The 25,311-nt window shown below is 58.1% G+C and carries 22 protein-coding genes; 12 read left to right on the plus strand and 10 right to left on the minus strand.

Going from position 1 to position 25,311, the window contains the following annotated elements:
* Positions 1-26 precede the first annotated feature (26 nt).
* Entirely contained in the window at positions 27-1,625 is a 1,599-nt protein-coding gene (locus K3754_RS15560) for a hypothetical protein (protein ID WP_259938439.1), read from the minus strand.
* A 334-nt stretch (positions 1,626-1,959) separates the two neighbouring features.
* Between K3754_RS15560 and K3754_RS15565 the strand changes: the two genes are divergently transcribed.
* Together K3754_RS15565 and K3754_RS15570 are read left to right on the plus strand one after the other, a co-directional pair.
* The gene (locus K3754_RS15565; protein ID WP_259938440.1) at positions 1,960-3,000 is read left to right on the plus strand and encodes a hypothetical protein; all 1,041 of its coding nucleotides are present in this window, start codon (positions 1,960-1,962) and stop codon (positions 2,998-3,000) included.
* A gap of 265 nt (positions 3,001-3,265) precedes the next feature.
* On the plus strand, positions 3,266-4,288 hold the full coding sequence (locus tag K3754_RS15570; RefSeq protein WP_259938441.1) for a LacI family DNA-binding transcriptional regulator: 1,023 nt from the start codon (positions 3,266-3,268) through the stop codon (positions 4,286-4,288).
* Between the two features lie 8 nt (positions 4,289-4,296).
* On the opposite strand, the gene K3754_RS15575 is transcribed toward K3754_RS15570, so the two are convergent.
* From K3754_RS15575 to K3754_RS15610, 8 genes are all read right to left on the minus strand, one after another.
* A complete protein-coding gene (locus tag K3754_RS15575; RefSeq protein WP_259938444.1) occupies positions 4,297-6,060 on the minus strand; it encodes an AMP-binding protein in 1,764 nt (587 codons plus the stop codon).
* 16 nt (positions 6,061-6,076) lie between these two features.
* Positions 6,077-8,476, minus strand: a complete 2,400-nt coding sequence (locus K3754_RS15580) for an amidase (protein WP_259938446.1) — start codon at positions 8,474-8,476, stop codon at positions 6,077-6,079.
* 1 nt (position 8,477) lies between these two features.
* Positions 8,478-9,194, minus strand: a complete 717-nt coding sequence (locus K3754_RS15585) for an ABC transporter ATP-binding protein (RefSeq protein ID WP_203210225.1) — start codon at positions 9,192-9,194, stop codon at positions 8,478-8,480.
* Positions 9,187-10,212, minus strand: a complete 1,026-nt coding sequence (locus K3754_RS15590; RefSeq protein ID WP_259938449.1) for a branched-chain amino acid ABC transporter permease — start codon at positions 10,210-10,212, stop codon at positions 9,187-9,189. Before K3754_RS15590 ends, K3754_RS15585 begins: the two co-directional genes overlap by 8 nt.
* Positions 10,212-11,078, minus strand: a complete 867-nt coding sequence (locus K3754_RS15595; protein WP_259938451.1) for a branched-chain amino acid ABC transporter permease — start codon at positions 11,076-11,078, stop codon at positions 10,212-10,214. The genes K3754_RS15590 and K3754_RS15595 overlap by 1 nt, the downstream gene beginning before the upstream one ends.
* 70 nt (positions 11,079-11,148) lie before the next feature.
* Positions 11,149-12,369 carry an ABC transporter substrate-binding protein gene (locus K3754_RS15600; RefSeq protein ID WP_259938453.1) on the minus strand — a complete coding sequence of 407 codons (1,221 nt, stop codon included), beginning with the start codon at positions 12,367-12,369 and terminating at the stop codon, positions 11,149-11,151.
* 51 nt (positions 12,370-12,420) lie between these two features.
* Positions 12,421-14,031: a flotillin domain-containing protein gene (locus tag K3754_RS15605; RefSeq protein WP_259938454.1), complete on the minus strand. Its 1,611-nt coding sequence runs from the start codon at positions 14,029-14,031 to the stop codon at positions 12,421-12,423.
* Positions 14,032-14,161: 130 nt separating this feature from the next.
* Positions 14,162-15,256: a substrate-binding domain-containing protein gene (locus K3754_RS15610; RefSeq protein ID WP_259938456.1), complete on the minus strand. Its 1,095-nt coding sequence runs from the start codon at positions 15,254-15,256 to the stop codon at positions 14,162-14,164.
* A gap of 127 nt (positions 15,257-15,383) precedes the next feature.
* Between K3754_RS15610 and K3754_RS15615 the strand changes: the two genes are divergently transcribed.
* Positions 15,384-15,809 carry a MarR family winged helix-turn-helix transcriptional regulator gene (locus K3754_RS15615; protein WP_203210219.1) on the plus strand — a complete coding sequence of 142 codons (426 nt, stop codon included), beginning with the start codon at positions 15,384-15,386 and terminating at the stop codon, positions 15,807-15,809.
* Between the two features lie 100 nt (positions 15,810-15,909).
* Here K3754_RS15615 and K3754_RS15620 read toward each other — a convergent pair whose 3' ends face one another.
* Complete coding sequence (locus K3754_RS15620) at positions 15,910-16,878, minus strand: LysR family transcriptional regulator (RefSeq protein ID WP_203210218.1); 969 nt, start codon at positions 16,876-16,878, stop codon at positions 15,910-15,912.
* Between the two features lie 135 nt (positions 16,879-17,013).
* Here K3754_RS15620 and K3754_RS15625 point away from each other — a divergent pair, with 135 nt between their 5' ends.
* From K3754_RS15625 to alr, 9 genes are all read left to right on the plus strand, one after another.
* A complete protein-coding gene (locus K3754_RS15625; protein WP_259938459.1) occupies positions 17,014-17,790 on the plus strand; it encodes a transporter substrate-binding domain-containing protein in 777 nt (258 codons plus the stop codon).
* Positions 17,791-18,009: 219 nt separating this feature from the next.
* Complete coding sequence (locus K3754_RS15630) at positions 18,010-18,657, plus strand: amino acid ABC transporter permease (RefSeq protein WP_259938460.1); 648 nt, start codon at positions 18,010-18,012, stop codon at positions 18,655-18,657.
* Positions 18,658-18,675: 18 nt separating this feature from the next.
* Positions 18,676-19,332 (plus strand): amino acid ABC transporter permease, encoded by a 657-nt coding sequence (locus K3754_RS15635; RefSeq protein ID WP_203210215.1) that lies wholly within the window; start codon positions 18,676-18,678, stop codon positions 19,330-19,332.
* A gap of 16 nt (positions 19,333-19,348) precedes the next feature.
* Positions 19,349-20,119: an amino acid ABC transporter ATP-binding protein gene (locus K3754_RS15640; RefSeq protein WP_259938462.1), complete on the plus strand. Its 771-nt coding sequence runs from the start codon at positions 19,349-19,351 to the stop codon at positions 20,117-20,119.
* Complete coding sequence (locus K3754_RS15645) at positions 20,116-21,468, plus strand: aspartate aminotransferase family protein (protein WP_259938463.1); 1,353 nt, start codon at positions 20,116-20,118, stop codon at positions 21,466-21,468. Before K3754_RS15640 ends, K3754_RS15645 begins: the two co-directional genes overlap by 4 nt.
* Positions 21,465-22,157 carry a CoA transferase subunit A gene (locus K3754_RS15650; RefSeq protein ID WP_259938465.1) on the plus strand — a complete coding sequence of 231 codons (693 nt, stop codon included), beginning with the start codon at positions 21,465-21,467 and terminating at the stop codon, positions 22,155-22,157. The genes K3754_RS15645 and K3754_RS15650 overlap by 4 nt, the downstream gene beginning before the upstream one ends.
* Complete coding sequence (locus K3754_RS15655) at positions 22,144-22,797, plus strand: CoA-transferase subunit beta (protein WP_259938466.1); 654 nt, start codon at positions 22,144-22,146, stop codon at positions 22,795-22,797. Before K3754_RS15650 ends, K3754_RS15655 begins: the two co-directional genes overlap by 14 nt.
* A gap of 11 nt (positions 22,798-22,808) precedes the next feature.
* Entirely contained in the window at positions 22,809-24,101 is a 1,293-nt protein-coding gene (locus tag K3754_RS15660) for an ArgE/DapE family deacylase (RefSeq protein WP_259938467.1), read from the plus strand.
* Between the two features lie 79 nt (positions 24,102-24,180).
* Positions 24,181-25,305, plus strand: a complete 1,125-nt coding sequence (alr, locus tag K3754_RS15665; protein WP_259938468.1) for an alanine racemase — start codon at positions 24,181-24,183, stop codon at positions 25,303-25,305.
* The last annotated feature ends 6 nt before the right edge of the window (positions 25,306-25,311 follow it).

Consider the following 25,311-nt stretch of genomic DNA (forward strand, 5'->3'; position numbering starts at 1 on the left):
GCTCCTTGGACGCTACTGATCTTGCATCAGATGATGAATTCTTCCATTTCATCACCCGAAGTAGCATCCGTGTCTTCTTCGGTGCCTGCCCCGCTCATCAAGGACATGACATCTTCGAGAACGATATCGCTGTCGGCCTCACCGTCGCCATCCATAAAGTCAGGATGATCACTACCCGAGACACCAAGGACTTCACCGCCGGTTCCGTCGCTGTCGACGATCACCCGCATTCCGTTCAGGTCAATATCGTCAACCGTCACCGGTCCGTCGTCTGACCACAGGGTAAAGCTGGCGTGATTGACACTGCCCTCTGAACTGTCAGGCTCCGTGCCGAATTGCAGCCCAACATCAAAGTTTTGACCGACCCCGGCGCCATTTGGCAAGGAAGAGACACCGTTTGCATCGGCTTGGATATCCGTGACGTTATGACTGTTTTCTTCAGGGTAGAAGTTGAGCGAGCTCAATTTACTGTCATCGCTCAGATCAAAGAAGATCCCGTCGATATCCGAAGGCTGATCTGCGAAATCGGTTTGGCTCAAGTTGAAGTGCAACTGACCATGGGGGGTTTCAGTGACGGAGATATTGATCTCAGCCGGATCGCCCATCACGAAGTTCAAAACCGATTTGTCGTTTGCAGGTGGATCGACAGGTCCACCGCCGCCAGCGGTACCACCAGAGCCGGAGCCTCGCGTACCACCAGAGCCGGAACCTTTCGTACCGCCGGAGCCGGAGCCCTTCGTACCGCCAGAACCGGAACCCCGCGTGCCGCCAGAACCGGAGCCCTTCGTACCGCCAGAACCGGAGCCCTTCGTGCCGCCAGAGCCGGAGCCCTTCGTACCGCCAGAGCCGGAGCCCTTCGTACCGCCAGAGCCGGAACCCTTCGTGCCGCCAGAGCCGGAGCCCTTCGTGCCGCCAGAACCGGAGCCTCGCGTGCCGCCAGAGCCGGAACCTTTCGTACCGCCAGAACCGGAGCCTCTCGTGCCGCCAGAGCCGGAGCCCTTCGTACCGCCAGAGCCAGAGCCCTTCGTACCGCCAGAACCGGAGCCCTTCGTACCGCCAGAGCCGGAGCCTCGCGTGCCGCCAGAGCCGGAGCCCTTCGTGCCGCCAGAACCGGAGCCCTTCGTGCCGCCAGAGCCGGAGCCCTTCGTGCCGCCAGAGCCGGAGCCCTTCGTGCCGCCAGAGCCGGAGCCTCTCGTGCCGCCAGAGCCGGAGCCCTTCGTGCCGCCAGAGCCGGAGCCCTTCGTACCGCCAGAGCCGGAACCTTTCGTACCGCCAGAACCGGAACCTTTCGTACCGCCAGAACCGGAACCTTTCGTACCGCCAGAACCGGAACCTTTCGTACCGCCAGAGCCGGAACCCTTCGTACCGCCAGAGCCGGAGCCTTTCGTGCCGCCAGAACCGGAGCCCTTCGTGCCGCCAGAGCCGGAGCCTTTCGTACCGCCAGAGCCGGAGCCATTGGCTTCTCCGTCGTCATCCGCAAACTTGGCTGCAAGGTGCTGGTCATACCACTTGGAGAACCGTGATCCTTCTACACCACCATTGTGATAGGATTTCGTTCCGCTGGCACCGCTGCCATCAGAGTCTCTATCCTGTGACGACTTCCAATTGCGAAATCTGTAACCCATAGCGTCTTGCTCCAATTCTGTTGTCGGCGGCCAAGAAGGGAAATGCGGGCACGTCCAGCCTTGGCCAATCAATGAGCGAAGTTACGAGAAACGCTTACTTTTCAGCAAATAATTTGCACATTTTGGCCATATTTGCCCAATTTTGGGATTTTTTCAGAAACAGTAATTATCGCCTCCAAGGGATTTGCGCAGGAACTGGATACAATCAATTCCCGGTCAAGAGAGAATCACATTGACGTAAGGTCCGGTTAGCTACGTTTTGCCACGGCTCTGCCACAGTGATGCCCTCTTGTGCTGATTTATCTCAAAGGGAAACCACTATTGGGACAGTCTGATGAGCAAGAGCAACGAGCAAAGCACACAGGATAAAATCACTGAATGTGCTGAGGCGCATTTTGGCGCGCCAGTGAAAAAGATCACCGCGCCCGGCGGTGAAGGGCGGTCAAGCTTTCGGTTGTCCGTGGCCGGACAATCGGTCATCGCAACCTTGCGCCCAAACTTCCGGCGAACCCACCTTGAGGCGCATGTTCTGGATGAACTCAACGCGCATTGTGATGACCTGCCTCAATGCCTGGGCGTCGTCGGCGAGATCATGTTCCAATCCGATGTGGGGGACCGGCGGTTGAATGTCGAGATTGCCGAGGTTGCACCCGATGTGCGCTTGGATCTTGCACATGAAGCGGTGTCCGCAATCTTTCGCATTCAATCAGCCGCCCGGAAAACGCAGTTGAATGAAATGATGCCGCATTTGGGCAACAACGAAGACTGGATCCTGAACTTCGTCGATGCCATCGATTTCCTGCGTGATCTTGGCGGCGGCATTTCGGACAAATTTGATCGCGAAGCGGCCTATGAACGGGTTGCGGTTGCCGGCACCCAGTTTGTGAAATGGGACTGCCGTTCTGGCAATGCAGCCATCGACAGCACGAACAAACTGCGCTGGTTTGATTTTGAATATGCCGGTCTGCGGCATGGTGCCGAAGATATTGCATGGTTGATTGGTGACGAGGCTTGGCCCATTCGGCCGCAAGACATGGTCGATATCGTGATCGATACTTTTGACCCCGAATGCGGTTATGAAATGGATGATTACCTTGATTACCTATCGGTCTATTTGACGTTTCACTCGGTTCAGCGCCTCAAACTGATCAGCAAAGAAAGCCGCAAGCGCGGCTGGCTCAGCAAGGAAAAAATTCGCAAATACGATGACGCAGGCGTGCATCCTGAGTTTGCCGCGCAAATTTGCAGGGTCGGTGCGTATTTCTCGGCACAATCGCCGTTGACCGCGCCTTTGTCGCGCAATTTTCTGGCTGCTTTGCATGGCTTTATCCAGATCAGCAATCAGCAAGATCAGCGTAACCTGCGCCGGGCTTAGTCCAACAGCCTGGCGGGGTGTCTCCCTGCCGAAGCATGTCAGCGACAGGTGCAGCGTACCTTTGACTCGCGTTGATCACGGGGCAGTCCGTTCGGCTTTTCCAACATTTGTTATCTAAAGCCCTGGGCGCCCAAGTTGTGCGCCTGTGATCTTGCGGAGGCCATCCCATATTCCGCACGGGGCGAGAACGATCCAGCTTGATCCTGATTTGACTTTTGCAGTAGCTACATCAAATTACATCAGATCACATCAAGGTAAGGCACCGATGAAAGCGACCATAAGTGACATCGCGGCAGCCGCCGACGTCTCCACAGCGACTGTAGACCGGGTTTTGAACGGCAGGTCCGGTGTGAAAGCGGCCAATCGGTACAGAGTGCTGGATGCAGCGGCCAAGCTTGGTTATTTGCCCGAAACCGGTGATCTGTGGATGCCTGCCAAACCCGCCCGGTTGGAGTTCTTCCTGCCTGTTGGAGGCAATCGGTTCTTGGAAAACCTCGCCTTTCAAATTGAGGATTATTGCCTGCGTTTGCCGCTGGTTTCTGAGTGCAAAGTCACGCGGCTGCCGGATGCATCGCCGTCCACCTTGCTGGCGGCGCTGGATGATCTTGATCCAAAAACCGCCGGCCTTGGCGTTGTGGCAGTCGACGATCCCAAGACCAGAGCCGCAATCCAGCGTTTGGTTGAAGCCGGAGTGCGGGTTGTGACCATAGCATCTGATCTGCCCTCTTCGATGCGGGCCAATTATGTTGGTGTGGACAACCGGATCGCGGGGCGCACCGCCGCCAAGTTGATGGGATCAATGCTCAGCAAGGAGAATGCCAAGATCGCCCTGTTCCTAGGGTCAAGGCGTTACCGCGGCCACGATGAGCGGGAATCCGGTTTCCGTTCGGTATTGTCCGAAGAGTTTCCGCATCTGCAGGTGATTGATGCCGTTGAGATCAATGACGATGCACAACGTGGGTATCAGCGGGCGGCGTCTATCCTTGCCCGCCATCCTGATTTGGGTGGAATCTATGTCGCGGGCGGCGGCCGGTCAGGGGTGATCAAAGCGGTGGAGGACAGAGGGGATGCGGACGGACTGGTTTTGTTTTGCCATGATTTGACGGACCAGACCCGAAAATTCCTTCTGAACAATCGGGTCAGCGTCGTCATCGATCAAAACGCCAGGTTGATGGCAGAACAGGCCACCATCCAGCTGCTTGGCTCACTGGCCTCGACCGCGCCCTATTTGACCAAAAAGTTCATTGAACCACGGGTCATCACAAGGGAGAATATCCCCGCCATGTGATGCGCCCGTCAGGTCGCCCGTTCTGCGGCCAGCATCTCGACCATCTGATCCCGCATAACAAACTTCTGCGGCTTACCGGTGATCGTCATTGGCAGCTCTTCAACCACGCGGATGTGCCGCGGCACCTTGAAATGGGCGATCTGGCCCTGACAGAATTGGCGCAGTGCATCCGGCGTCAGATCTGCGCCATCTGCCGCAACCACCCATGCACAAACCTCTTCGCCCAGTCGGTCATCCGGTACACCAAAAACCTGCGCCTCGCGGACTTGTGGATGGGAATACAGGAACTCTTCAATCTCCCGGGGATAGATGTTTTCGCCGCCCCGAATGATCATATCCTTTACGCGCCCGGTGATGGTACAGAATCCGTTTTCGTCAAACACAGCCAGATCTCCGGTGTGCATCCAGCCATCGCGGATCGCCTCGGCGCTGCGACCCGGATCGTCCCAATAGCCCTTCATCACTGAATAGCCGCGCGTGCACAGCTCGCCCTGGGTGCCTGCGGGCACAATCTGCCCGTTCTCATCGACAATCTTGACCTCCAGATGCGGATGCACCCGCCCGACTGTTTCGCAGCGCTGGGTCACCGGATCATCGACAAAACTTTGGAAGGACACCGGCGCGGTTTCGGTCATGCCATAGCAAATTGTGACCTCATCCATATGCATCACGGAATTGACCGCTTTCATCACATCCACCGGGCATGGCGCCCCGGCCATGACCCCTGTGCGCATCGCCGAAAGATCGCGCGGCGTTGTCTCAAGGTCTTGCAACATGGCCACAAACATCGTCGGCACACCGTAAAGCGCGGTGCAGCGTTCCTTTGCCAATGCGTCCAAGGTTTGCGCCGCATCAAACCCCTCTCCGGGGAAGACCATCGCCGCGCCTTTGCTGACAGCGCCCAGAACGCCCATGACCATGCCAAAACAATGATAAAGCGGCACGGGAATCGCCAACCTGTCATTTTCGGTCAGTTTGATCCGGTCGGTGACAAACCGCGCGTTGTTAACCACGTTGTAGTGCGAAAGAGTGGCGCCTTTGGGCTGTCCGGTTGTGCCAGAGGTGAACTGGATGTTGATCGCATCATCAGGCTCCAGCGTGGCGCCGATCTGCGGCAGCCGCAGTTGCTGGGCCGGGCCACCGAGTTCGGACAGGGCATCAAAAGGCCAGATCCCCTGGTCGGCGGGCGCCTCTCCCATCACGATGACATGCCGCAGATGCGGCAGTTTGGCGGCATGAAGCTTGCCCCGCTCCGCCGTAGCCAGCTCTGGCGCAAGGGTCCGGATCATTCCCAGATAATCGGAACTCTTAAAGGCAGGGGCCAGTACAAGTGCTTTGCACCCCACTTTGTTGAGCGCATATTCAAGTTCGGACAATCTGTAAGCCGGATTGATGTTGACCAGGATCGCGCCGATCCGCGCGGTGGCGAACTGCGTCAGCACCCATTCCAAACGGTTGGGCGACCAGATGCCTACCCTGTCCCCTTTTTCGAGGCCCAGCGCCAAAAGGCCGGAGGCCAATGCATCCACAGCGCGGTCGAGATCATAATAGCTGAGTGTGCGATCGGGAAACACCAGCGCATCCCTTGGGCCGTACCGCGCCACGGCATCCTGCAACAACTGGGGGATGGTGGCGAAAGCCAGCGGCGGATGTGCGGGGCCTTGCACATAGGATTTGCCATCGCGGGGTGTAAGGTCGGCTTGTTCTGCACTGCCGTCATTCACCCCAAACTTCTGGATCTGGTCTGCAATGCTTTCGTTCAAAATGGTCATCTCGAAGCCTCCCCGTTTACATGTCGCGCCAGTCGCCTGATTGTTCAAACGCATGGGCAGCTTGGTAAATCTTCATTTCCCCATAATTCGGACCAACAAGTTGCATCCCGATTGGCAGCCCTTCGCTCAGCCCGCAAGGGACGCTCATCGCGGGCAAGCCGCCGTTGAAGGGGGCTGTGTTAGGCACCATCTCAAACGCCCGTTGAACATACAAGCTAAGCGAGCAATCGGCAGGTGGATGTTCCTGTGGTTTTATCGGCAGGGTGGGCATCAACAACAGGTCATATTGCTGAAGTGCGGCGAGATAGCGTTCGTTGACCTTGCGCATGATGTTTTGCGCCTTGCCATAGAACCGTCCGCGATACTGGCGCTGAAAATGCTCGCCTACGAACATGCAGGCTTTCAGGGAATGACTCAATTCATCCGCCCGGCCCTTCCACTGCGCCATGTGATCGGTCATCGACGGCAAGAACAGTCCGCGATAGTTGGTGCCGCTGGAATTGCCCCACATCATCCCGTCCTGAAGCCCCTCCAGCGTGATAGCGGTCCAGGCGTCCATGGCGGTGTGATGCTCCGGCACAGAGATCGTATCGACCCTTGCACCCAGTTCGCGGAACCTTTCGGCGGCGGCCATGACTTTTTGTTCCACGTCACTTTCAGAATTGGGATGACCAAACCCCTCAGACAGGATCCCGATCCGCATGCCTTGGGCGCCGCGTCCCAGACTTTCGGTATAGCTGTAGGTCTTGGGTTTGTACTGCCGCGGATCAAGCCCGTCTTCACCCGCAAGAACCTCCAGCAGCAGGGCGTTGTCAGCGACATTGCTCGTCACCGGGCCAAGATGGTCGATGGTTTGTTCAATCGGCATGGCACCAGTGTAGGGCACCAACCCATGGGTGGGCTTCATGCCGTAGACGCCGCAATTGGACGATGGGATGCGAATGGATCCACCCTGATCGCCCGCGATGGCCATGTCGACCTCGCCTGCCGCAACCAAGGCCGCAGAGCCGCCTGAAGACCCGCCCGCCATATAGCCGCGTTTCCACGGGTTGTGGATCGGTCCCTTGGCATTGGTGTGTGAGCCACCGGAAAGACAGAAATTTTCGCAATGCGCCTTGCCTGCGATCAGCGCCCCTTCATCCAACATGCGGGTCACGATGGTGGCATCGATCTCGGGTGTGTACCCCTCCATGATCGAGGAACCGTTCATCATCGGAACGCCAGCAAGACAGATCGTGTCTTTCAACGCGATGCGTTTGCCGCGCAGCTTGCCATCCGGCGCGCCGCGCACTTCGGTCTTGACGTACCATGCGTTCAGCGGATTCTCGGTCTTGTCGGGGAAATACCCCGGACTGCGCGGATAGCGGACCTGGGGCAGGTTGTCGGGCAAGGCATCCAGCCGGTCATAGGCCTGCATATAGGGCTCGATGATCTCGGTGTATTCGGACAGATCTTCGTCAGACAGGCTCATCCCGAACCGGTCCGCCATGGCGCGCATTTGGGACAATGTGGGGCGTTTGATGGTCATGGCTGTCACCGTGGGGCTGTTGGGTTGCGAATGAAGCGGCGGCGATGGCTTCGCAGCGCTGTCCGTTGGGAAGGTTTGCGGGCGGCGGACTGCTGGCGGCGCGGCAGGCGCGGTTGTGGGCGTTTCGGCTCGCGTGCCCGAGGTCTGGCGGGTGCCGCGCGCCGCACCGAACCCAAGGAATTGATCCACCTTGGCCTGATCCGACAATTCTGCACGCGTCAGCGTGCCGGTGATGCGGCCCCGCTCCAGCACCAGAACCCGGTCAGACAGATCCGCGATGAAGTCAAAGTTTTGTTCGACCAGCAGGATTGAAAGCCCGCGTTTTTCGCGCAGGTGCAGCAGGGTTTCGGCCATCTCTTCAATGATGGAAGGCTGAATGCCTTCGGTCGGTTCATCCAAAAGCAGGAAATCAGGATCACCCATCAGGCAGCGGGCCAACGCCAGAAGCTGTTGTTCGCCGCCCGACAATGCGCCGCCGTCGCGATCCAGAAGGCGTTGCAGGCGCGGGAAGTCGGCAAGAACAGCGTCCATCACTTCGGCCTCGGACCCGCCGGCGTGATCGTGCCAGGCAAAGCGCAGATTGTCGCGCACGGAGAGCTGCGGAAAGATCCCCCGCCCCTGCGGTACATAGCCGATGCCCATCTGCCCGCGTACATTGGGCGGTGTTCGGGTGATATCGGTTTGGTCATATCGGACCTGCCCGGCGGTGGCAGGCAGGAACCCCATCAATGTCTTGAGCAAGGTTGTCTTGCCCATGCCGTTGTGCCCAAGCACACCAACAACTTCGTTCTCGGCCACGTCCAGATCAATGCCGTGCAGGATTGGCACGCGGCCATAGCCACCCGATATACCCTTGGCGGACAACAATATCTCGCGGTCTTCGGTCATCTTATGCCTTCTTTCCAAGATAGACGGCGCGGACTGTCGGATCAGACATCACGCGGTCGACGTGGTCTTCCATCAACACGGCCCCTTGATGGAAAACTGTGACCGTCTCGGCGATGGAGCGGATGAACTGCATGTCATGTTCCACGATCACCACCGCGGCACTGCGGGTCAGCTCGTGAATAATTTCGGTCATCCGGTCCACGTCTTGCGCACTCATCCCGGCGGCGGGTTCGTCCAGCAGCACAAGCCATGGATCGGCCACTGCGACCAATCCCAGTTCCACCCGTTGGCGTTCACCATGGGCCAATTGTCCCAGTTCCGTGCGGGCAATCGCGCCCAAGGCCAATCTGTCGATGATGGTATCGGTGCGGGCCTTTGCCTCTGCCGCATCATGAAAGCGGCGAGCGGAGAGCCAGATGTTTTCATGCACATTCAGCGCGTCCATCACATTGGGCGTCTGGGTTTTGATCCCAACCCCAAGCGAGGCAATCTGGTGGGGTTGCCAGCCCGTGACATCCTGACCGCGCATGAACACCTGCCCCTCGGTTGGGGTCAGAAGACCGGTCACGCATTTAAAGAACGTGGATTTGCCAGCACCATTGGGCCCGATCAAACAGCGCAATTCGCGTGCCTTGAGAGAGAAATTCACGTTGTCGCTGGCTGTGACGCCGCCAAAGCGCATGGTCAGCCCATGGGTTTCCAATACAGTTTCAGCCATGTCTTGCTTTCCGTCTTTGCCGCGCAAGTGGTCTGCGCCGGGCCCGGCCAAAGCTGGCCTTCCACAAGGCGGACACTGCGGGCACCAGACCTTTGGGCAGGAACAGCACGAACAGCACGAGGATCAGCCCGGTGATCAAGGTGTTGTCGATCAGGCTTTGCTGGCCCAGAACAAATTTAAGATAGGCCAGCCCCGCCGCGCCAAGGACCGGTCCAAGCCGCGTGCCCAAACCCCCGACAATGCACCAGATGATGATCTCGGCCGATTGGCCCAGCGAGAACAGCCCCGGGGTTACAATCTCGCCCCAGTTCGCAAAAAGTGCCCCGGCCAGTCCGGCAATGGCCGCGCCGGTGGCAAACAGCACGGTTTTGCGGGCGGCCACGTCATAGCCCATCAGCGCCATGCGGGTTTCGTTTTCGCGGATACCGATGGCGATCCGACCAAAGGACGAGCGCAGCAACCATGTGACCAGCAGGAAGACAATCACCAGCGCGACGGCGCAGAAATAGAAATAAGGGTCGCCCCAGATATAGGCATCCGGATTGCCCGGCACGTTGAGGGTCTGGAACCCCGGAATACCGTTGTAACCGCCCAGTCGCGCGTTGCCGATCACGTATTGAGGGCCTGCGGTGGAGTTCACAAACTTGAAAAGGATCAGCGTCACAACAAGGGTGATCACCCCCAGATAGACATCCGTCAGCCGCCCGTAGAACATCAGCGCGCCCAGCACAGCCGCAAAGATCAGCGGCACCAGCACCGCCAAGAGCATTGGCACCGTGCTTTCCCCAAAATTGATCGCCGCGATGGCATAGGTGTAAGCGCCAAGGCCAAAGAACGCAGCCTGACCAAAACACAAGATCCCGCCGAAGCCCCAAATCAGACCAAGGCTCAGCCCCAGCATGCCGTAGATCACCAGCACCGTCAGCGTATAGGTTGCGATCACCATCGGCAGAAGCCAGATCAGCAGCGCCGATACGATCAATGTGGCGATGATCTCTTTTCCCAATGACCGCTCCATCACAGTTTACCTTTGAAAAAGCGGCCCGTGATCCCTTGCGGCATCAGCCGCAGCAAGACAACAGCCGCAACAAGAAGCGCCACCTCACCAATCACCGGCGAGATCGCGAAGGTGAACACTTGATTAACGACACCAAATGAGGTGGCAGAGCTGAGCAGACCTGCAATCAACGAAGGGCCGCCAGCGATCACCGTGATGAAAGCTTTGGCGATGTAAGCGCCGCCCGATGTCGGCACCAAGCCAACCAATGGCGCAAGCACCGCGCCCGCCAATCCTGACAGGGCAGAGCCGCAGAAAAACGTCGCCATATAAATACGGTCCGGGCTGTAACCGAGGGCGGCGGCCATATCAGCGCGCTGCATCGTGCCGCGTGCAATCAGCCCCGCGCGGGTGCCACGCAGCACCGCCAGCATCGCGATCACCAGAACGGCAGCCACCACAATGATAAAGAAGTTATAGCCGCTGATCTGGTAGTCTCCCACGGCAAAGCCGGGGATCGGGGTGGAGATGCCTGTGGTGGTATTGCCAAAGATCATTGTGGCAAGGCCAATGAACACAAGGCTGAGACCCCATGTGGCCAACATCGTATCAACCAGCCGCCCATAAAGGTGCCGGATCACCAATCGTTCCACAATCAGCCCGATCAGCCCCACGACCAGAGGTGCAATCACCAGCATCGCAACAAAGACATTCACGCCCAGCCCAACTGCTGTGATTGTTGTGTAGCCACCCAGCATCATGAACTCGCCATGCGCCAGATTGATGACCTTCATCATGCCAAACACCACGGCCAATCCGGCGCTGATCAAGACCAGCGAGGCAACCGCGTAAAGCACTTCAACCGCTATGACAAAACTGAGATCCATGGAGACCTGCTTGAAAGAATAAAAGGGGTGGCGGGGCGCCAGAGGCACCCCGCCTGGGAGATACACGCGGTTAGATTTGGATTTCGTACTGCGTGTTGTCATTCGGGTTTGCGCTCAGATCGCAAACCGCTTGCGTGTCGACCGGCTGCCGCTGTGGCAGGGTTTCAATCACTTTCATCTGCTGGTCCTGCATCTGCATCAAATGCACATCCAGAACCGCGTGATGGGTTTTGGGATCAACCGTCACTTTGCCGCCCGGCCCCATGATCGAAATGCCGGTCTCCAAGGCTTCGATAATCGCCATCCGGTCAAGTGATCCGGCTTGGCGCACCCCTTCGGCCCAGGTTTTGATGCCGTGGTAATGCGACACGGCAATCTCGTGCATCGACTGATCGCCATCGAACATCGCGGCCCATTTTTCCTTGAACTGGGCGTTCTCCGGCGTGTCCAGTTCCTGGCTGTAGTTGTAGGCGCACATGATGCCGTTGCCCTCTTCGGGGGTCAGAACCTTGTGTTCGTTGCCAACGCCCAGGGTGGTCGAGGCCAGTGCAATCTTGTCTTTCATGCCAGCGGCGGCCCACTGACGGAAGAAGGACAGATGCGCGCCGCCAACCAGCGGGGCAATCACCAGATCGGGGCCGGCGGTCTGGACCTTGGCGATGGTGGAGCCAAAGTCGCTTACATCCAGCGGGAAGAAATCGGTGCCGACAACTTCGCCGCCGTTGTCCGCCACAAACTTTTGAATCCAACGCGCGGTGATCTGGCCGTAGTTATAGTCGGCGGCAAGGATATAGACCTTCTTGCCGGAATTTTTCATCGCGAAGGGCACCAATGCCTCAACCTGCTGGGCCGGGGTGACACCGTTGATAAAGATGTTCCGGTCGCATACGCCGCCTTCATACAGCACGTTGTAGAAATACAGTGTCTTGGTCTTGCGCATGGTCTGGCGGATCGCCTCGCGGGAGGCGGACAGGATGCCGCCGTGCACCACATCAACTTTGTCCTGACGGGTCAGCTGCTGACCGTATTGCGAATAAAGCGCCATGTCCGATTGGGTGTCATAGGCGGTGACCTCAACCTGACGGCCCAGCAGACCGCCGGCCTCGTTGATCTCAGCCACGGCCATGCGCATGGCTTGATCCATCGGTTTGCCATAAGCGTCAAACGGGCCAGATGCGTCCAGAATGGAGCCAAGTTTGATGGTGCCGTCCGCAAATACGGCTGTTGGCAGCATCGCGGTCGTGGTCAATGCGGCCGTGCGGCCAAGGAAATCTCTTCTGTTCAGAGACATGTGTAAGTCCTCCGTTCGGTTACTGTTGGATTTTTGGAAGGGTGATTTAGATCACTCTTTGTCTTTGGGTTTGGGGTCGTCTTTTGCCTTTATCCGGTTGGCGTAATCTGCCGTTCGGCCTGCGATGTTTGGGTCGAAATCAAGGCCGATCTCATCGCCCATCTGTTTCATCGCGGGCAGGCGCACGGCCATGCCAAGGATCTGGTCCATCGCGGCACCAAAGGCCCCATCGACACCTTCGGTCTGGCCAGTTCCGCCGCTCCCCAGGCCGCCGATCTGGTTGATGCGGATAGAGTCGATCTTTTCAACCGGCTTCATCATCTGGGTCATGATTTCTGGCATCCGGTCCAGCTTGCGCTCTTCGAGGCGCATCCGGATTACCGCATCGCTCAGTGTGTTTTCTGCCGAGTTCAATGCGGCCTGCCCTGCGGCCTGAGCCTCCATCGCTTCTTTCTCGGCGCTGGCTGCGGCGGTTTTGGCAGCGGCATCGGCCTGCGCACGGGCCAGCAGGGTGCTGACATCACTTTGGACGCGGGCGTCTTCGAGTTCGATGTCACGCTCTTGCTTGAGCTTGGCAATCTCGCGCTCTCGCTGGGCAATTGCCCGTTCTTTCTGAGCCTGCACATTTTCGGCGGCCAGGATCACCTGAATGCGGGCTTCTTCCTCATCGGCCTTCGATTTGGCCTCTTTGGCGCGGGCCTGCGACAGCTTGATGTTGTTGGCGATCTTTGCCTCTTCCAGTTGCATGAGCGCGGTCATCTCGGCCTTGCGCAGGGCTTCGTCATTGGCAACTTGCGCAGATTTGGTCATGCGTTCTTCGGCGATCCGCACGGCCTCTGATGCACGGTGCGCCTCTGCGCGGGTCTGGGCAGACCGGCTTTCGGCTTCGGCTTCGAGACGGGCGAGATGCTCTTGTTGGGCAATCTCGGCCTCGCGCTCGGCCTTTTTGAGTTCAATTTGCCGCTGGTGTTGTGACAGGCGGTGTTCGCGCACTACCACTTCGGTAGAGGTTTCAATGGCGATCCGCGCCTTGCGTTCCTCGGCCACCAATTCGGCCAAACGGCGCATGCCTGTGGCGTTGAAGGCATTGTTCTCGTCCCGGCCTGACAGATCGCTTTGATCCACCGAAATCAGGGAGGCAGACACCAGATCCAACCCAAGACGCTTGGCGTGGTCTGCAACCATATCTGCCACATCCTTGGTAAACTCAGCCCGATTGAGATGAATTTCGGTGAGCCCCCGCGCTGCGGCGGCACTGTGAACCGCGTTGATCAAGGCGCCGGACAAGACCTCCGCAATCGCGTCACCGCTGCGGGCAATCCGGTGTCCAAAAGCCTGCGCCGCTGTGGCGATACTGCCCGTGTCAGGGGCGATACGCAGTTCGAATTCCATTGCGAGATCGGCCCGCAACTGATCGGCAGTCAACACTGCATCGCGACCACTGCGAACGATTTCGATGGCGGCGGTCTGCATGGAGACCCGTTGCACCTGATGCAGGATCGGCAGGGCAATGCAGCCCCCGTCAGTCAACACACGTCGTCCTCCCATGCCGGTCCGAACCAAGGCCGTTTCTAGCGTCGCCTTGGCGTAGAAACGCTGAAGAAACCAGATGCCGACCAACAGCACGACGATAAAAATGACAACAGCTAGCGCCCAATACAAAGTAAATTCCCCCACCTGTCACGCAGCGCTCAAACGGCCTGCAAGATTCTGTTGCTTTACGGTGGGCGAGATTAGTTTCCAGTTCAAGTATTTTATTTGAATTGGAAAGTTAATTTTGTTTTTCTTTTATTTACAAAAGCTTGAAGTCACAAAATTGAACACCATCGGCCCGCGCCATGTATACCGAGGGGCGTCTCAGAGCGGGAGAATGTGTAAAATTGCGACCGCTGGCATAGCTGACGGGCAGTTGGTCACGGGTTGATCTGTGCTGCCAGACGTCGCCGAACTGGCCGATAAGACCGGCAAGATAGTGCAGACCTTCATAGGTCGATTGCCCCAGCGCATTCAGCGCCGGAGCCGTATCGCCGTGCATCCCGTAATATCGTTCCTTGAAGGCGGCATTTTCGTCATTGGATATGGAGCCAAAATACGAAGACACCGAGAAAAGACGCTCCAGATTGCCACGCCCGCAGGCCATGAGGCCGTTTTCTTCGAGCGCCGTGGACAGCCGGACAATGTTCTTGTGAAGCCCGCGCCGCCCGAAGGTGCGGTTGAACATCACCGCATCCTGGCCCACCAAAGACACCAGAACGGCATCCGCCCCAGAGGCCTCGAGTTTTGATACCAGACCGCTCATGTTCGATAGGCCAAATGGCACATAGCATTCCATCGCCAGATCAACGTTCATTTGTTTGAGACAGGACTTTGCATAGTCATGCGAACTGCGCGGCCAGACATAGTCATTGCCGATCAACGCCCATTTGCGCGGCTTGAACCGCTTTTGCATGAACATCATTGCGGGGCCAAGTTGCTCCTTGGGGGTTTCGCCAATGGCAAAAAGACCCGCAGTCGTTTCGCCTCCCTCGTAAAGCGGTGTGTAGATATAGGGGATACGCTGGCAAACCACCTTGGACAGCCTTTGCCGGATCGCGCTGAGGTGCATGCCGACAATCGCGTCGATTGCGCCCAGATCGATCAAATCGTTGACGATCTCTTCGATTGGCTCCGCGGCCTCAACCGCGGCATCGATCATGATCAGCTGCACCTTGCGCCCGTCGATCCCGTCCGCTTTGTTCAGCTCTGCCACGGCGACCTGCGCGCTTGAGATGCAGGACGGGGCCCAGATGCCCGCCGCCCCGCACAGAGGAATCAGTAGCGCAACACGATAGACGCCACTTGCGTGAAACTGTCCATTCTCGCGAAAATCTGCGAGTTCAATTGGCATAGTCACGTCGTGTCGCAGCGTCCCTCCCCCTCTGCGATATGCGCTTGATGCAAGCTTGGTGGCACATTGCAATTGAATTTGCTTTCCAAGTCAACTAAATTCAGGGCAGTGATTAATGGTGGTAGAGATGTCTGAGCAGCCCAGTTCGTTTGAAAACCATATTTCCTATGCCGTGGCCGCTGCGCATCGTTCGGTCAATCAGCGGATGACGACGCGCCTGAAAAAGCATGGCATCCAGATCGAAGCCTGGCGGGTAATGGAATGCCTTGATGCTGGCGGGCGGCTGACGATGGGCGCACTGGCGAGCAAGGCGCTGATCAATCCGCCTACATTAAGCAAATTGGTGGATCGCATGGTCTCTGACGGCTTGGTCCACCGGCAGATCTCGCAGAGCGATCAGCGTGAGATCAATCTGTTGCTGACCCATCTGGGGCGTATGCGCATGCTCGACATTCGCAAGGATGTCGAAGAACAGGACGGCGCACTGAACGGTTTGCTTGAGACAGAAGACGGGGCGTTGCTGCTCAAGCTATTGTCGAAGATCACGGTCTAGTCACGGCATTCACCCTGCGCCGGACAATCGGGATGGATCGGCATTTGGCCCTAGGCCCAAACGAAATCGCAACGCTCAGCGGCCATCCGGCAACAGCCGATTACCCTCGCATTGCCCCATAGGTCCGATCGGCAATATCAATGGCAGAGAGTTCTGCCGCGATGGCGGCAAGAAACACTGCGTCGGCCTCTGACTGCCGACGGGCAGGATTGCTGATCAGATAGATGTTAACCATCGGCAGGTCTTCATAGGGCGGCAATTGACGAATGTGACCGGCCACAACGTCTTGTTGCGCCACGTGCAGCGGCAAGGCGCCGATCCCGATGTTGGCCATGATCATACGGCGGATCTCATTGAGGCTGGATGACACCCCGCGCCATGTATTGGCCAGCCCCAAACGGGCGCGCAGATGGGCAATTGCCTCAAGCGGGCCACCCTCGGCCTCGGTCTGGAAGGCCACGAATGGCTCGCCCTCCAATTCTTTGGTCTCAATATCCGGTACATTGAACAGCGGATGGCGGGCACCGCAGTAAAGACCAAAGTATTCGCGATACAGGATCATCGTATCGAGGTTTTTCGGCGCTTTCGACAACAGGCAAATCCCGCAACTGGCCCGGTTTTGCGAGATTGCAGTTTCCACTTCATCGCTTTCGGACACGGTAAACGAATAGGTCACATTCGGATGCGCCTTGGAGAACCGGTTCAAGAAGTCATCGAAATGATCCGAGATCACATAGCTGGTGATCGCAATCGACAAATGGCCACGCAGATCCGTGTTGTCGACATCCATCAGGGCTGGCAATTGTGAGATCGAGCCAAAGATCGTCGCGCATTCGGTATAAAGCACCTGCCCCGCGCGGGTGATGGTAAACTCATTGGGCTTCCGGATGATGAGAGTGCGGCCCGTGGACAATTCCAGGCGTTTGAGCGCCGCTGAAACGGTCGGCTGTTTGAGCCCCAGAAAATCCGCCGCTTTTGAAATGCCGCGTTGCTCAACCACCACCATAAAGGTCCGCAGCAGGTTCCAGTCGAGGTTCCAGGGAAAACGCTGCTGGTGCGGGAGTCTCATAAATTTCATCTATATTGAAGATATCTATTATTTATTTGCACGATGTTAGGGGCCATGCAAGTGTTTTTGCAGAGCGGGGAATCCGCCAATATCGCCTGGGTCAAACCCCGGCGCAGTATAAACTGGGAGAAAAAAATGACTGTTCGCCGCACCATTCTGAAATCTGCAATTGCCGCAGCCTCGCTGGCGGTTCTTGGGCTGACCGCAGCCGCCGCAGAGGAATTGGACACACTGAAGGAAAAGGGCGTCATCCGCATCTCGATGTCCGGCGCTTATCCTCCGTTCAACTTTGTAAACGATGAAAACAAGGTCGTCGGTTTTGACCCCGCGATTGGTACCGAAATTGCCAAACGCATGGGTTTGGAGGCCGAGATCGTGACAACTGCCTGGGACGGGATCATCGGGGGGCTTCTCGCCAACAAATACGACGCCATCGTCGGGTCGATGACCATCACCGAAGAGCGGGATGAAGTGGTGGATTTTGTCGGGCCCTATTACTCCGACAAGCGCGCCATTTTTACCAAGCCGGGATCGGACATCACCAGCCTGGCGGATCTTGAAGGCAAGAAAGTCGGCCTGACTTTGGGTGAGACACATGAAGATTGGGCGCGCGCGCAGGGCTATTCCATCAATACCTACAAAGGCCTGCCTGAGCTGCTGTTGGAGCTGGAAAATGGCCGTGTGGACGCCATCGTGAACGATTCAATCGCGGCCATCCTCGCGATGACCGCCAAAGGTCAGGAATTTGCGATGTTTGACGATCCGGGCACCAAGCCCTTCGGCGCGGGTATCGCCATTCGTGAGGGCAACCCCGAACTGGCCGCAGCCATGCAAGCGGCACTGGATTCCATGATGGAAGACGGCACATATCTGGCGCTGGCCAAAAAGTGGATCGGCGCTGACATTCGCTGACCTCCCTGCCCCTGCCGCGCCTTTTGCGGCGGGGGATTCTTGCAAGCGGTTTGACTGCCCTGCCATCCTGCCTGACGATGGGCAATAGGTCCGGGGCAGTCTTGGCGATCAAGGCCGTTCAATTCAAGCTGCCCTTCATGTTCTTCTGCACAGGATTTCATTTGATGACGCACAGGCAGTCTCCCCTCTTGGCACACAGCGTTTTTGGCGGAGGCCGGCATGGACTTTGAACTGATGCTGAAAGTCTATCCGTTCTTTCTTGAGGCGGCTTGGCTGACCATACTTCTTTCTGTGCTGACAGCCATTTTGGGCCTGACCTGCGGGGCGCTGGGGGCGGCGGCCCGGCTCTCGCGCTTTCGCACATTGCGGTTCATCGGTGCGGCATATGTCAGCGTCATCCGCGGCACGCCCGCACTGATCCAATTGTTCATTCTCTATTTTGGCGGGCCGCAGATCGGCATCCAACTGGACGCCTTCGAGGCCGGAGTGATTGGCCTTGGCATCAACGCGGGTGCCTATATGACCGAGACCATTCGGGGTGCAATCATCGCCATCGACAAAGGTCAGCGCGAGGCCGCGCGGACCCTGGGTCTGAGCCAGTGGCAGGCGATGTACAAAGTCATCCTACCGCAATCGACCCGCCTGATGATCCGCCCCCTGGGCGTCAACATCAATGCGCTGATCAAGGCAACAGCACTTGTTGCGGCGATCTCTGTGGTGGAGCTGACCTATACCGCGCAGCGTTACATCGGTTCGACCTACAAGCCGTTCGAAATGTTCCTGCTGGCCGGGATTCTTTACATGATCATCATCTACGTGGCTGGCCGGGGCATCACCTGGCTGGACCGTAAAGCACAGATCAACTGATCACGAAAGGACACGGTGATGGGTCTCGATTTTTCTATTATTCCCAAATACATGGATGTGATCCTTCTGGGCTGTGCCTGGACCATCGGGATCACGGTTGCCGCCGCTTTGCTGAGCTTTTTTGGCGGGATTGTTTTCGCGGTGATCGCGCTTTATGGACCTTGGATTTTGCGCCAGCCTTTCCGGCTTTTTGCGTGGCTGTTCATGGGCACGCCGCTGCTGCTGCAACTGTTCTTGATCTACTTTGGCTTGGTCCAGATCGGCATTGACCTGCCGGCCTTTGTCGCCGGTATCATCGGCCTTGGTCTACACTTTGCGGTCTACAATTCAGAGCTGATCCAGACCGCGATCCTTGCCGTGGACAAGGGCCAGATGGAAGCCGCACGCACCCTGGGCCTCAGCCGGAGCGAGGCGCTGCGCAAGGTGGTGATCCCGCAGGCAGTACGGGACGTGCTGCCGCCGATTGGCAACAATATGATTGCCCTGCTGAAAGACAGCGCCCTGGTCTCAGTCATCGGGGTGAGCGAGCTGACCCTGTCGGCGCAGCGGGTCATCGGCAAGACCTACCGACCTTTCGAATTCTATCTGCTGGCTGCGGCCTGCTACTACGTCATCAATCTCGGAATGGAATGGGTGCAGCGCCGGATTGAGCGCCGCATCTCCATCTCTCGCTGATCTCAAGGGGCCAGACATGACCGACACATCTGATTTCGTCAGAATCGAACACGCACAAAAATCCTTTGGCAATCTTGAGGTGCTCAAGGACATCAGCCTGACCGTGGAACGCGGCCAGATCGTTGCGATCATCGGCCCGTCGGGGTCAGGCAAATCAACCCTGTTGCGGGCGATCAATGATCTTGATGCGTTGACCAGCGGTGAGATCTGGCTGGACGGGGTGCAGGTCAACAAGACACTACCCCATCGGCAGTATGAAAAGCACATAAACGAGATGCGCCAGCAAATCGGCATGGTGTTCCAACATTTCAATCTCTTTCCGCATTTGACCGTACGCGAGAACGTCACGATGGCGCCGATGCTGCTCAAGGATCTGTCCAAGGCCGAGGCAAACAAATTGGCCGAAGAACAGCTGGACCATGTCGGGATGTTGGAACGCATTGATTATTACCCCTCGCAATTGTCCGGCGGCCAGAAACAGCGGGTTGCGATTGCCCGTGCCTTGGCGATGAAACCCAAGCTGATGCTGTTTGATGAAGCCACGTCCGCCCTTGATCCCGAACTGGTGGACGAGGTGAACCAGGTGATGAAGAAATTGGCCGAAGATCATATGACCATGATCATCGTCACTCACGAGATGGATTTTGCCGCAGCAGTCTGTGATCGGGTTTTGTTCATGGATCAGGGCGTGGTGGTTGAAGAAGGCCCGCCCGAGGTTGTGTTCAAGAACCCTGTCAAAGACCGCACCCGCGAATTTCTGCGCAAACATATTGCAGGTGCCAAGTGACCGACGCGCCCTCTTACCTGTTTTACCAATCGCGCAACCCGCGTCCCTTTCTGGATCGGGGCGAAGGCATCTATCTGTTTGACGAGGATGGCAAACGTTACATTGATGGTTCATCCGGTGCGATGGTGTCCAACATTGGCCATTCCAACCCGCGCGTGCTGGCCAAGATCAAGGCCCAAATGGACAAGGCAACCTTCGGGTATCGTCTGCATTTCCGCACTCATCCGTCTGAGGATCTGGCGGCCAAGACGGTCGCCATGACGCCCGAGGGGCTGGACCGGGTGTTCTTTGTTTCTGGCGGGTCGGAGGCGGTGGAAAGCGCGCTTAAACTCGCCCGGCAATATGCACTGACACAGGGGCAAGGCAGCCGCAGCAAGGTCATCTCTCGGTTTCCATCTTATCACGGGTGTACGTTGGGGGCGCTTGATCTGACGGGCTATGACCCGCTGCGTGCACCCTTTGCGCCGATGATGAAAGGGATGCCAAGCATACCCGCGCCCGCCACTTACCTGGACCGTGACAACCTGAGCGAAGAGGCACGCGGGCTGAAATACGCGGAAATGCTGCGCGACAAGATCATCGAGGAAGGCGCCGAAACCGTGCTGGCCTTTTTGATGGAGCCCGTTGGTGGAGCCTCCACCGGCGCTCTGGTCGCACCGGACAGTTACTATGGCCGCATCCGCGAGATTTGCGACGAATTTGGCGTCTTGCTGATCTATGACGAGGTCATGACCGGCGCGGGCCGCACCGGCAAATTCCTTGCAGCTGAACATTGGGGCATCACGCCGGACATCGTGGCCATGTCCAAGGGGTTTGGGGCGGGCTATGCGCCCTTGGGCGCGATTGTCGCCGGGGCGCGGCTGGTCGAACCGGTGCTGGATGCGGGCGGGTTCTTGCATGGGTTCACCTATGCAGGCAATCCCCTGGCCTGTTCGGCGGGGCTGGCCGTGCTGCAAGAAATGGAAGACCAAGGTCTGATCGAAAACGCCGCAAAAATGGGCGAGGTGCTGATGGCACGGCTGCGCGGGTTGATGGAGCGTTATCCGTTCATCGGGGACGTGCGCGGCAAGGGGCTTTTGACCGCGTTTGAATTTGTCAGCGACCGCGAAACCATGGAGCCTTTGCCGCCCAGCCTTGAGGCGCATGCGCGGCTGGTTGAACTGGTCTATGAGCGCGGTTTGATCATCTATTCGCGCCGCACACGTGGCGGCACGGCGGGCGATCACTTTCTGCTTGCCCCGCCATTGATCATCACCGAAGCCCAGATTGACGAGATGATGACGATCCTTTGCGCGGCGCTGGATGCTTTTGCGGCTGAGGCCGGGCTGCCCGTCGAGGGCGCAAGATGAGGCTGCCCGACAAGCGATGTGACATCGCGGCGGCGGTGGGCCGGATCAAGGATGGCGACACCGTCATGATCGGCGGTTTTGGTGTACCCGGCACGCCCTTCACGCTGATCCACACACTTGTCCAGCATGGCGCGCGCAATCTGACTGTGATCAAAAATGATGCCAATGAACCTGACATGGGGGTTGATCATCTTTTGCGCAGCGGACAGGTGGCGCGGTTGATCACAACACATCTGGGGCTGAACAGCCGTGCCATCGAAATGATGAACTCCGGCGCGGTTGCGGTCGAATTCAACCCCCAAGGCATCTTGGCAGAGCGTATTCGCGCTGGCGGCAGCGGACTTGGCGGGGTGCTGAGCGATATTGGCATCAGGACGGAACTGGCCAAGGGCAAACAGGTGGTGGAGATGCAGGGAAAAACCTATCTCGTTGAACCTGCATTGCGGGCCGATGTGGCCCTGATTCACGCGGATTGCGCCGACACCTTCGGCAACTTGACCTATGCCGCCACGGCGCAGAACTTCAGCCCGCTGATGGCCATGGCCGCTGCTTGTGTCATCGTCGAGGCCGAGACTGTGGTTCTTCCCGGCGAAATCGCAGCCAATGCGGTGCAAACCGCGGGCGTTTTTGTGGATCACGTGACCCAATTGGAAAACCTGACCGAGGAATATGCCGTTGTCCGACGCTAGAACCCGTATGATCGCCCGCGCGGCCCGCGAGATCGCGCCGGGGATGGTCGTCAATCTTGGGATTGGTATGCCCACCCAAGTGGTCAATCATCTGGCCTCTGGCATTCCTGTCTGTCTGCATACGGAAAACGGCATGACCGGGGTTGGCCCGACCTTGCCGCCCGAACAGGCTGATCGCAACCTTATTGATGCGGGAGGGGCCTATGTCTCGACCATGCCGGGATCGGCGTTTTTTGACAGCGCCACCAGCTTTGCCATGGTGCGATCCGGACGGCTGGACCTGACGATGCTGGGCGCGTTTGAGGTGGCAGCCAATGGCGATCTGGCCAACTGGAAAATACCGGGCAAATTCTCACCCGGCGTCGGCGGCGGTGTTGAACTGGCCCAGAAGGCGCGGCGGGTGGTGGTTCTGACAACCCATCTGGACCGTGCCGGCAAGTCGAAATTGAAGGTCAAATGTACCCTTCCGATCACCGCGCAGGCCTGCGTGGCGCGGATCTTTACCGATATGGCAGTGATTGATGTAACTGCGGATGGCTTTGCCCTGATCGAGACCGCCAAAGGGGTCAGCCCGGAAGAGGTTTGCGCCGCAACCGATGCGCCCCTGATCCTTTCGCACTCGCCGCTGCCCAGTTTCTAAGGAGCCAGATCATGCAATCAGATCTACAAGCCCGCCTGTTTGATGCCATTGATGCAGCATTTGACCAGCAGGTGGCATTCCTGTCTGACCTGACCGCTTTTCCTTCGACCAGAGGAAAGGAACAGGCCGCGCAGGATTTCATGGCCCATGCCCTGACCGCGCGTGGCTATGAACTGGACCGCTGGCAAATCGACGTGGCAGACATCCAGCATCTGCCGGGGTTTTCGCCTGTGCTTGGCTCTTATGAGGATGCAGTCAACGTGGTCGGCTCGCACCGGTCAAAGACCAAAACCGGACGGTCCCTGATCCTGAACGGACATATCGATGTGGTGCCCGAAGGGCCGCTGGATATGTGGGACAGCCCGCCCTATGAACCGCGCGTTGAAGGCGGGTGGCTTTACGGGCGCGGCGGCGGCGATATGAAGGCGGGTCTGGCGTCGAACCTCTTTGCGATGGATGCCTTGGCCGCCTGCGGCTTGGCCCCTGCCGCAGATGTGTTTTATCAATCCGTGGTTGAGGAGGAATGCACCGGAAACGGCGCCTTGGCCTGCCTTGCGCGGGGTTACAAGGCAGACGCCGCACTGATCCCCGAACCGTTCTCGGAAAAGCTGGTCACAGCGCAATTGGGTGTCTTGTGGTTTCAGGTGCATCTCAAGGGTCGCCCGACCCATGTGGCCTACGCGGGCAGCGGGGCCAACGCGATTGAGGCCGCCATTCCCTTGATCAAAGCCTTGCACGAGATGGAGCATCGCTGGAACGCAGTTGAGAACCGCCCTGATGATTACGCCCATATGGATCACGCGCTGAACTTGAATGTTGCCAAAATCCAAGGCGGCGACTGGACCAGTTCAGTGCCCGCATGGGCGGTGTTTGACGTGCGCATGGCGATCTTTCCCGGGCAATCCATTGCGGCGGCCAAAACCGAGATCGAATCCGTCATTCTGGACGCGGCGCGAGAGAATGACTTTCTGCGCAATTCCCTGCCCGAGATCGTCTATCACGGCTTTGAGGCCGAGGGCTATGCGCTGTCTCAAGACAGCTCGGAACGCGCGCGGTCCGCCATCGACGCACTGGATAACGCCCATCAGGCAGCCACCGGCACGGACCTCAAGAAGGCGGCGATCACGGCGACCACAGACGCGCGGTTCTTCGGGCTATATGCCGATACACCTGCGCTGGTCTATGGGCCAAGAGCCGAAGCGATCCATGGGTTCAACGAACGGGTAGAGCTGGAAAGCATGCGCCGCGTGACCAAGGCTACCGCGTCATTCATCGCCCGCTGGTGCGGCACCGAAGAGATTTGAGGGCGGGCGCAATGGGCCATTTTCACGATGGAACATACTCTGCGTGGATCGGGCGCGGGTTACTTGGGCAGGTTGCAACGTGACCCACCGCCGCGATCTTCCGTGCAGCTCTTGGTGTGACATTTACCCAAGCCGCATTGCACGAAATCTGGCGCTGGCTTGCGACCTGTTGCCAAAGCGGTCGCAGTTCTGTGCGGTTCTCAAGGCGGATGCTTACGGGCATGGTATCAAACAGGTTGTGCCATTGGTGATGGCGCAGGGCATCCGCTGCATCGGGATTACGTCCAACGCAGAGGCCCGCGCTGTTCGGGAGGCAGGTTTCACAGGCGGGATCATACGCCTTCGCGCCGCAACCTTGACCGAGATGGAAACAGCCGAGGCTGACCGCGTGCAGGAGCAGATCGGATCGCTTGACGCAGCCCGCCAGTATCGGGGGCTTATGGACGATGGCCACAACCTTCCCAAGGTTCATCTGGCCCTTGATGCGGCGGGAATGTCGCGGGACGGGCTGGACCTGGCAACTCGGACAGGCAAAGCGGCTTGCCGAGAGATCCTTGACCTACTTCGCAACCAGATCACCGGAATCTGCACCCATTTTGCGTCAAATGAACCAAATCACCTGCGCCAAAGTGCCACCCTGTTTCAGCAGCAAGTCGCGTGGGTTCTGGCCAACAGCACCCTGCGCCGTTCGGACCTGACAATACATGCAGGCAGTTCGCTCTCTCTGGTCTCGGGCATTGCGGTCGAAACCGACATGTACCGCTGTGGCGCCATCATCTATGGGATTTTGAAACCGGAGCTGGGCTTTGTCCCGACGATGGAGTTGAAGGCCCGTGTTGTTGGACTTGGGGCATACCCCGCAGGCGCCGCGGTTGGCTATGACCGAGCCAATCTTCTGGAGCGGGACAGCCGACTGGCCTGCATTTCCATCGGCTATGCCAACGGGTTTTATCGCAACGCCCACAATCGCAGCGCCGTAATCATCCGGGAAAGGGTCGTGCCTTTACTGGGCAAAATGTCCATGAACACAATTGTCGCCGATGTGACCGGAAACGATGATGTGCAAGTGGGCGACGAGGTGACCGTCTATGGCCGCGGCGGCGGGCAGGTCATCAGCAACGAACAAGCCGAGGCGCAGTTTGGCACCATCATGGCCGACCTGTATTCAGACTGGGGGTTGCGCAATCACCGGATCTACCGCTGAGCTATT

The organism is Sulfitobacter sp. M368, from assembly GCF_025141875.1.
Lineage (GTDB): Bacteria > Pseudomonadota > Alphaproteobacteria > Rhodobacterales > Rhodobacteraceae > Sulfitobacter > Sulfitobacter mediterraneus_A.